Source organism: Paenibacillus dendritiformis (assembly GCF_015845845.1).
Classification (GTDB): domain Bacteria; phylum Bacillota; class Bacilli; order Paenibacillales; family Paenibacillaceae; genus Paenibacillus_B; species Paenibacillus_B dendritiformis_C.
In genome coordinates this window covers 80647-88484 of sequence record NZ_LDIG01000121.1, presented here as the reverse complement: position 1 = coordinate 88484, position 7838 = coordinate 80647, and the positions used below count along the sequence as shown (strand labels likewise).

6 protein-coding genes are annotated in these 7838 nt (G+C 56.2%); 3 read left to right on the top strand and 3 right to left on the bottom strand.

Annotated features, from left to right (window positions below; all coding sequences use genetic code 11):
* A partial coding sequence (locus ABD76_RS10635; protein WP_197256706.1) for a DNA polymerase III subunit alpha occupies positions 1–3072 on the bottom strand: 3072 nt, incomplete at its 3' end.
* Between the two features lie 155 nt (positions 3073–3227).
* Between ABD76_RS10635 and ABD76_RS10630 the strand changes: the two genes are divergently transcribed.
* The 3 genes from ABD76_RS10630 (at position 3228) to ABD76_RS10620 (ending at position 4483) form a co-directional block, all read left to right on the top strand.
* The gene (locus tag ABD76_RS10630; RefSeq protein ID WP_006679841.1) at positions 3228–3554 is read left to right on the top strand and encodes a YtrH family sporulation protein; all 327 of its coding nucleotides are present in this window, start codon (positions 3228–3230) and stop codon (positions 3552–3554) included.
* A 37-nt stretch (positions 3555–3591) separates the two neighbouring features.
* Positions 3592–4089 carry a sporulation membrane protein YtrI gene (locus tag ABD76_RS10625; RefSeq protein WP_197256704.1) on the top strand — a complete coding sequence of 166 codons (498 nt, stop codon included), beginning with the start codon at positions 3592–3594 and terminating at the stop codon, positions 4087–4089.
* 82 nt (positions 4090–4171) lie between these two features.
* A complete protein-coding gene (locus ABD76_RS10620) occupies positions 4172–4483 on the top strand; it encodes a YtpI family protein (RefSeq protein WP_172878808.1) in 312 nt (103 codons plus the stop codon).
* A gap of 91 nt (positions 4484–4574) precedes the next feature.
* Here the strand turns inward: ABD76_RS10620 and ABD76_RS10615 are convergent, their stop codons facing one another.
* Both ABD76_RS10615 and ant(6) read right to left on the bottom strand, forming a co-directional pair.
* A complete protein-coding gene (locus ABD76_RS10615; RefSeq protein WP_006679838.1) occupies positions 4575–5909 on the bottom strand; it encodes a DRTGG domain-containing protein in 1335 nt (444 codons plus the stop codon).
* 973 nt (positions 5910–6882) lie between these two features.
* Complete coding sequence (gene ant(6), locus ABD76_RS10610; RefSeq protein WP_197256702.1) at positions 6883–7737, bottom strand: aminoglycoside 6-adenylyltransferase; 855 nt, start codon at positions 7735–7737, stop codon at positions 6883–6885.
* Between the last annotated feature and the right edge of the window lie 101 nt (positions 7738–7838).

The following is a 7838-nucleotide window of genomic DNA, read 5'->3' as shown; positions in this document are numbered from 1 at the left end:
CCGCCTCCACACTTCCGGGAACAGCACGACCTCGGCCCGCTCCACGCGGTCCTCCAGCTCGGCGAAGGCCATCGGCTTGCCCTTCTTCGTCATAATGGTGCGGAGCGACACGATCATCCCGGCGACGATGCACTCGCTCTCGTCAGGCGCTTCGTGAAGGTCGACAAGCCGGTCGGTGTCGAGCTCCTCCAGCAATTGATCATATTCGTCCAGCGGATGCCCGGACAGATAAAGGCCGAGCAGTTCCCGCTCCAGCTCCAGCTGCTGCGGCATCGTGAGCGGCTGGACCTCGGGATACTCGATCGTCCAGTTGTTCACCTCGACGAGATCGAGGAACTGGATCTGCAAATCTTCCCGATCCTTGCGCCATTTCGCGGCCGCCTCCAGCGTCTCGTCGATCATGGCGAGCAGTTGGGCCCGGTGCCCCGGCAAGGAATCGAAGGCTCCGCCCTGAATGAGCGATTCGATGACCCGCCGGTTGCAGACCCGCAGATCGACCCGCTGGCAAAAATCGAGCAAATCCGTATAAGGCCGCTCCCGCCGCTCGCGAATAATGCTGTCGATCGCCAGCGTGCCGACATTCTTGATCGCGCCCAGGCCGAAGCGGATGCCGCCCGCGACCGGCGTGAACGGCACGAAGCTCTCATTGACATCCGGCGGCAGCACCTCGATGCCGAGCCGCCGGCAATCGTCGATATATTCCGCCACCTTCCGGTGGCTGCCCATATTGGCCGTCAGCATGGAGGCCATGAATTCTGTCGGATAATGCGCCTTCAGATAAGCTGTCTGGAAGGCGAGCACGGCATACGCCGCCGCATGGGCGCGCGGGAAGCCGTAGTCGGCGAAGCGGACGATCATGTCGTACACCCGGTTCGCCTCCTCCGAAGAGTAGCCCTGCCCCAGACTGCCTTCCACGAAATGCTGGCGCTGCTGATCCAGCACTTCGCGCTTCTTCTTCGACACGGCCCGCCGCAGCAGATCCGCTTCCCCCAGACTGAAGCCCGCCATCTTGGAGGCGATGTGCATAATCTGCTCCTGGTATACGATTATTCCGTAGGTGTCCCGGAGAATCGGCTCCAGATCGGGATGCGGGTATTCCACCGGCTTCAGGCCGTGCTTGCTCTGAATAAAATTCGGGATGAACTCCATCGGACCCGGCCGGTATAATGCAAGAACGGATATGATATCCTCGAACGACGACGGCTTCAATTCCCGCAGGACGCGGCGCATGCCCGCCGATTCCAGTTGGAATACGCCCGTCGTATCCCCTCTGCCCAGTAGCGCATAAGTGGCCGGATCCGTGTCGTCAAGCGCGTTCAGGCTGATCTCGTCTCCCGTATCCTTCTTCACCCAGCCAAGCGTGCGCTCGATAATCGACAATGTGCGCAGGCCGAGGAAGTCCATCTTCAGCAGCCCGACCGCTTCCAGATGCTCCATCGAATATTGCGTAAGCGCCGCATGCTCCGTCCCGGCCTGAAGCGGCACGTAATCGGTCAAGGGCTCGCGGCTGATGACGACGCCCGCCGCATGGGTCGAGGCGTGGCGCGGCATCCGCTCCACCTTCGCCGCCATGTCGAGCAGCTCGCCGATGCGCGGCTGGCGCTGCTTCCATTCGCGCAGCTCGCTGCTTGCGTTCAGCGCCTTGGCGAGCGTCATGCCAATCTGGTTCGGGATCAGCTTGGCCGCCCGATCCGTCTCGTTATACGGCACATTCAGCACCCGGCCGACATCCCGTACGGCCGCGCGCGCGGCCATCGTGCCGAAGGTGATGATCTGCGCGACCCGGTCATGGCCGTATCTGTCGGCGACATAGCGGATGACTTCGTCGCGCCGTTCGTCATTGAAATCGATGTCGATATCCGGCATCGTAATCCGTTCAGGATTGAGGAACCGCTCGAACAGCAGCCGGTACTTGAGCGGGTCCACATTCGTAATGCGCAAGCTGTAGGCGACCAAGCTGCCGGCGGACGAACCCCGGCCAGGACCGGTCATGATGCCCTGCTCATGCGCGAAGCGGATGAAATCCCACACGATAAGGAAATAATCGGAGAATCCCATCTTCTCGATCGTGTCCAGCTCATAGTTCAGCCGATCCTGCGCCGCCGCGCGGAACTCCTCTTCCGCCCAGACGGGCAGATCCGCGTAGCGCCGTTCAAGCCCTTCCTGGCACAGCTGCCGCAAGTAATCGGGGGCGGACACCCCCGGCGGCAGCGGCCCGAAGGAAGGCAGAATCGAGGCGCCAAGGTCCAGCGTCACCTGACATTGCTCCGCAATGCGCGCCGTATTCGCCACCGCTTCCGGAACGTGGCGGAACAGCGCGTTCATCTCCTCCGCCGACTTGAAGTACATCTGGGTCGTCCCCATCTTCAGCCGATCCTCGTCTTCCTTCGTCTTGCCCGTGCCGATGCAGATGAGGACATCCTGCACGGCGGCATCCTCTTCCTCCATATAATGGACGTCATTCGTTACCGCAAGCGGAATGCCCGTCGCCTCGCTGAGCGCGACCAGGCCGAGATTGACCTTCTTCTGCTCGGGCAGCCCGTGGTCCTGCAGCTCCAGATAGAATCCGTCCTTGAATATATCCCGATAGCGTTCCGCCGCCTCCCGGGCGGCCTCTTCGCGCCCGTGGAGCACATGCTGGGACACCTCTCCTCCAAGGCAAGCGCTCATCGCGATGATGCCGTCCGCATGCCGGCGCAGCGTGTCCATGTCCACCCGCGGCTTGTAATGAAATCCTTCCAAATGCCCGATGGACGTAATCCGCATCAGATTGCGGTAGCCTTCTTCGTTCTTCGCCAGCAGAATCAGGTGATAGATTGGCTGCTCCTTGCGGGAGCCTTTATCATGAAGCGACCCGGTCGTCACATAGGCCTCCATGCCGATAATCGGCTTGACGCCGTGCGCCAGGCAAGCTTTGTAGAAGGCGATGGTCCCGTACATGACCCCATGGTCGGTAAGCGCCAGCGCTTTCATCCCGTATTGAGCCGCCCGCGCGGCCAGATTCTCGATGCGGGCCGCACCGTCAAGCAGGCTGTATTCACTGTGAACGTGCAGGTGCACGAACGGTTCCATAGCCTTCCCCTCCCCTTCATGTGCCGTGCTATGCATGGGAACATATTTTCGTCTATCCTGTATTGTATCATATTTTTTCACGGAAATTCTATATATGTATAAAGGACATCTTGTCCGCCGTGCACCCGTGGGAGCAGGAAAGGAGAAACCATTCAATGGGTACGTTTCTGTCCAAAGCGCTCATCGATTTTTTCATCGCCTTCGGCGTCGTGCTGGGCGGATCAATATTGGCAGGCATCGGGGCCGTCGTCGCGCTGCAATCGCCGGTCGATACGATGCAGCATATTTCCGAGCAATTGAAAATATGGGCCGTCGTCGCCGCCGTCGGCGGAACGATCGACCCGATACGCGTCATCGAAAGCAACTTCCTGGACGGGAACCTCTCCCCGGTCTTCAAGCAGCTTCTCTACATCCTCGTCTCCTTCATCGGCGCCCATATGGGAACCGAGCTGATTCAATGGATATGCCGAAGCCGAATCTAATCGCAGACAAGCACCGGCCGCGAGAGGGGGCGGGCCTATGCGGTTGAAGGCAGTACCAAGATGGCTGGGCGACATCGCGCTCGTCCTGGTCGGAATCGTCATTGGCGCGGCGGTATATCATGCGATGCACTTGCACCAGTTCAACGAGCTGATGATGATGAACATCGACCTGCAGGACAGGCTCGCCCACTATAAGGCGGAGGCGGAGGATCTGCTTCGCTACAAGAACCGGCGGACGATTGTCAAGAGCATCGAGGTTCATATTTATGAACCCGCCACGGGCACGACTCTTCCCCAGGCCCATGAGACCGAGATTCGGCGCCGCCTGCTCAAGGATTTATCCAGCTTGAAGGGCAGGGACGTCTTCCAGATCGACGAGCATTCGAAGCTGGTCGAGGGGCTGCTGGCCAATAAAATTTATCCCGATGTGCATGAAAAGGATTATGCCGTACTGCTTCGCACGATGCTCGTCACGGAGGGCGTGCTTCACGTGTGGGTCGATGTAAAACCTTATATTCCGGCTAAGGTGCCCTAAATATTGGGATGCGGCGGGATTTGTGATACACTAGGGACAGCCATAACCTATGAAAAGCATGTGAGAAGGAGAGTTCTTCCTGATGGAATGGATTCAATGGACGCTGTTCCTGTTACTGTGCATTACATCCGTGCTGTCCGTCTTTTTCAGCATCCGCTCCCGGCGGCAGACGGACACGGTGCTCCGCGGCCTGTTCGCGGCCAGAATGAACATCTGCATGGGACTGATGCTGCTCTGCCTGGCCGGCATTCAGGCGATCGTGTACTCCGCCTCGACGATGCGCATCATCGTCGGCGCCGTCGTCATGCTGCTCGGGCTGTTCAATCTGCTGGCCGGCGTGCGCAACCATATGCACTTCCAGCGCATTCTTGACGGGGTCGGCTCCTCGAAATAAGCCGCCGCACACCGGTGCTCCCTCGCACGAAGGCGCATAAATAGCCTCTGACCGCGATGGGCAGAGGCCATTGGCCGTGGAAAGGCGGGGATCAGTCGTGATCGATCGACTGCATCGTCATCATCGCTTTGGCCGCCAGCACCTCTCCATGCCGAATCTCGACCTCCAGCTTGCAGAACTTGCGGCTCATTTCGATCAACTGGGGCTTCAGCGTGACGACATCTTCAATCTGGAGCGGACGGACGAAATACGTGGTGATATTGTCCATCACATGATCATAGCTCCGCATTTCCTTGACCGCCCGCAGCGCGGCTTGCGTCATCAGCGTCGTCAATATGCCCTCCGACACCGCGCCGAAGCCGTTGACCATCTGGGGCGTAATCGCCCCGCGGAACATCGGATTTCCTTCCTCGTCCCGCTGTTCCTCGAAGCCGTTCCATATCAAATCAACGAATGTCTCGCCCAATTGCGTCTCCTGGCGCGCGTCCCGCAACGCGTTCAGCACCTCGCGGCGCGTCACGACCGCAATCAGCTTCCGGCTCCGATCGACGACAGGAAGCAGCTCCACCCCTTCCCACACCATCGTATGGGCGGCAGTAGCCAGCGTCGTCTGCAGCGTGGCCGTCAGAGGGCTTCGCGTATACAGCTTCTCGATTGTCTGCTGGGAATCCGCGCCGAGCATATCCTTGTACGTCATCATCCCGATGACGCGGTTCCATTCGTCCACGACCGGGAAACGGCTGTGCCCCGTCTCTTCCCGCATCCGCTCGAAATCATGCACCGTGCTTGAAGGACGCAGCACATACATTTTCGATTTCAACGTGACGATATCCTCGATAATCATAATCTTCTTCTTGATTAAGCGGTCGAACAGCGCCCGGTTAATGATCGAGGCGACCGTGAACGTGTCGTATTTCGACGAAAAAATCGGCAGATTCAGCGCATCGGCCAGCAGCTTGACCTCGCGGCTGGTGCCGAACCCCCCGGTTATGAGGACGCCCGCTCCGTGCTGCAAGGCAAGACGGTGCGCATCCTCCCGGTTCCCGACGATAAGCAGGCTCCCGGCATCGATATAGCGCTCCATCGCGTCCAGCTTCATCGCCCCGATGACATACTTGTTCAGCGTTTTCTCCAGACCTTTGCCGCCGCCCAAAACATGCCCGCCTAAGATGTCGACCACTTCGCCGAAGGTCAGGTTGTCCGACATATTGCGCGGCTTCTTCTCGACGCGGACCGTCCCTATCCGCTCCTTCGTAATGACGATGCCGATGCTCTCGGCCTCTTTGACGGCGCGGTAAGCGGTCCCCTCGCTCACCGACATCTCCTTCGCCAGCTTGCGTACCGATATTTTCGTTCCCGGCTTCAAGCCCTCGATATGATGGAGCAACTGCTCATACTTCGTGACCGTCCCATCATTCCCTTCCATCTGTTACACCCCCGAACTCCGAACTGTTGTATACTGTATTTATGATAGCACATCTTTAAAGAACGATGCAAAAAAATCGGTTCCGTCGCTTCTGGCCCCCATCATGCATGGCAATCTTCGGATTCATCGGCGCTGCTGCGCCGTCGGAGGTCTGTGAAGTGGCGTATTATATTTCGGCGGCATTTGATTATAACAGCAATTTTCTTTCCGAAGCGTTAAACAAACGGTTGGATTCAATGGAAAATGACGGGGTGCAGCCGCTTAAACACCCTTCCGAGCCTCTTGGCATGCTCTCCCACCCGCTCAGGTTGGCGCTCGTATTTATATCCTTTTGTATTCTTATTAGCCGTCTCCCATCCACTCAGCCTCCCCGGGCCATACCGGGCGATCAAACGCCGAGCGATTAGACTTGTCCCCTCTAACCATGTGCTCAATCTCCCGTTCGGTCAGGAGAGAAAAAAATTCACTCGCATACCTCCATCCGTTCCCACGTCAATGCCATCATCTTCGTTCCATTTCGTCCATCATCCTTTAACTGCTCCATGCGCTATCTCCGGTTCAATCCTGATATTTCTTAAAAAAAGGGAATTGCCTTAAGAATATACATCTATTTATCAAAAACCGGCCTGAATCTTTGCTTACTGGTATGCCCCGCGTAAACGACATTAGGTATGCCAAACGTTCCGTGGCGCAAGCGGAGAGTTGCTGGAATGGGAGCCGGACAAAGGCGGGGGCGGGGAAAATGCAAATGCTCTTGATGCAGCAGGACGAGAGCGTGGGGGGGGAGTCATGTGTCTTTTTCTCTGAGTCGCTGGGATATTGGCCATAAGAGGCAAACAACGATAATCGGGTTACCGGAAAAAGGGGACTTCTTTAGGTATTTGCGACTGCTTGACCCTTCTGAGCTATGGGGAGACACGTGTATTGCACAAAAATATAACCGCCCACGTTAAGGGCGGCCATTTTATATCGTTCACATCAATGAATGATAGATATTTTGAGTATACTTCGTGATGGCTTCATCGTAGTCAGGATACTTGTATCCGAGACTTGCGGCCACAGCCTTAGAGTACATGCGAAATAATTCATGGCAAGTAAATAAAGACTGCCACATTTCTTCATAACCGTTCTGCGAATAGGTGGAGAGCAGCGATTCCCAATCTTCCTGCGGAAGATAGCGATCAATAAATTTATAGTTCTTCCCTGTGCTGAAGGTGAAGCCATGTTTTGAGCCAATCTGCCAAGTCATCATTCTCAATAAGTTCGGACGCGCAATTTCGTGGAAATGGTCAATCGCAAACAGGAGTTCTTTTCTCGCCAAGCCTTTTACGACATAAGTGGAAACCATCCAGAACTCATTGCAGCAGTCATCAAATTCTCTTGCAGTCGGCTTTTTTATCCAATATTGACGGTCGTCTGCGATCACTTCGTTGTTGATGCGAGCATCCTTATCAAGCAGGACCTCCACCAATCCGTCGCTCTTGACAAAATAATCCTCCGTCTCGCTAACCGGAATAAGGGTTAGGTCTATTTTGTTGCCGTCCTCGAAAAGAATGATATAGGAAAACCAATTGCCTAACTCCGGCGGAAAAAGCTCCATATCCTCGGGTTTTTGCATCATCAGCCGCTTCCCGAATATGTCCAGCCACTGATCATTTTCCTTGAATGAATCCATATCTGTTACAAAGCAGGAAATGTCATAATCTTGGAACGCGTCCGGGGGAATGTTGCGGTTTGTGCGCGAGCCTTCCAAGGTGACCAGTCGGATTCGCTGATCCTTTCTGGCGAAATCGATGAGCAGATTCATCATTTCTTGTTCACTTCTCAATGCATCGTCCTCCGTTCCAACCTTTTATCTTTTGTACAAAGGAAAGCAATGCGTCTCTGTGGGCGCATCAGTTGCAGGAAGGCTGACATTTGGTCCTTTGC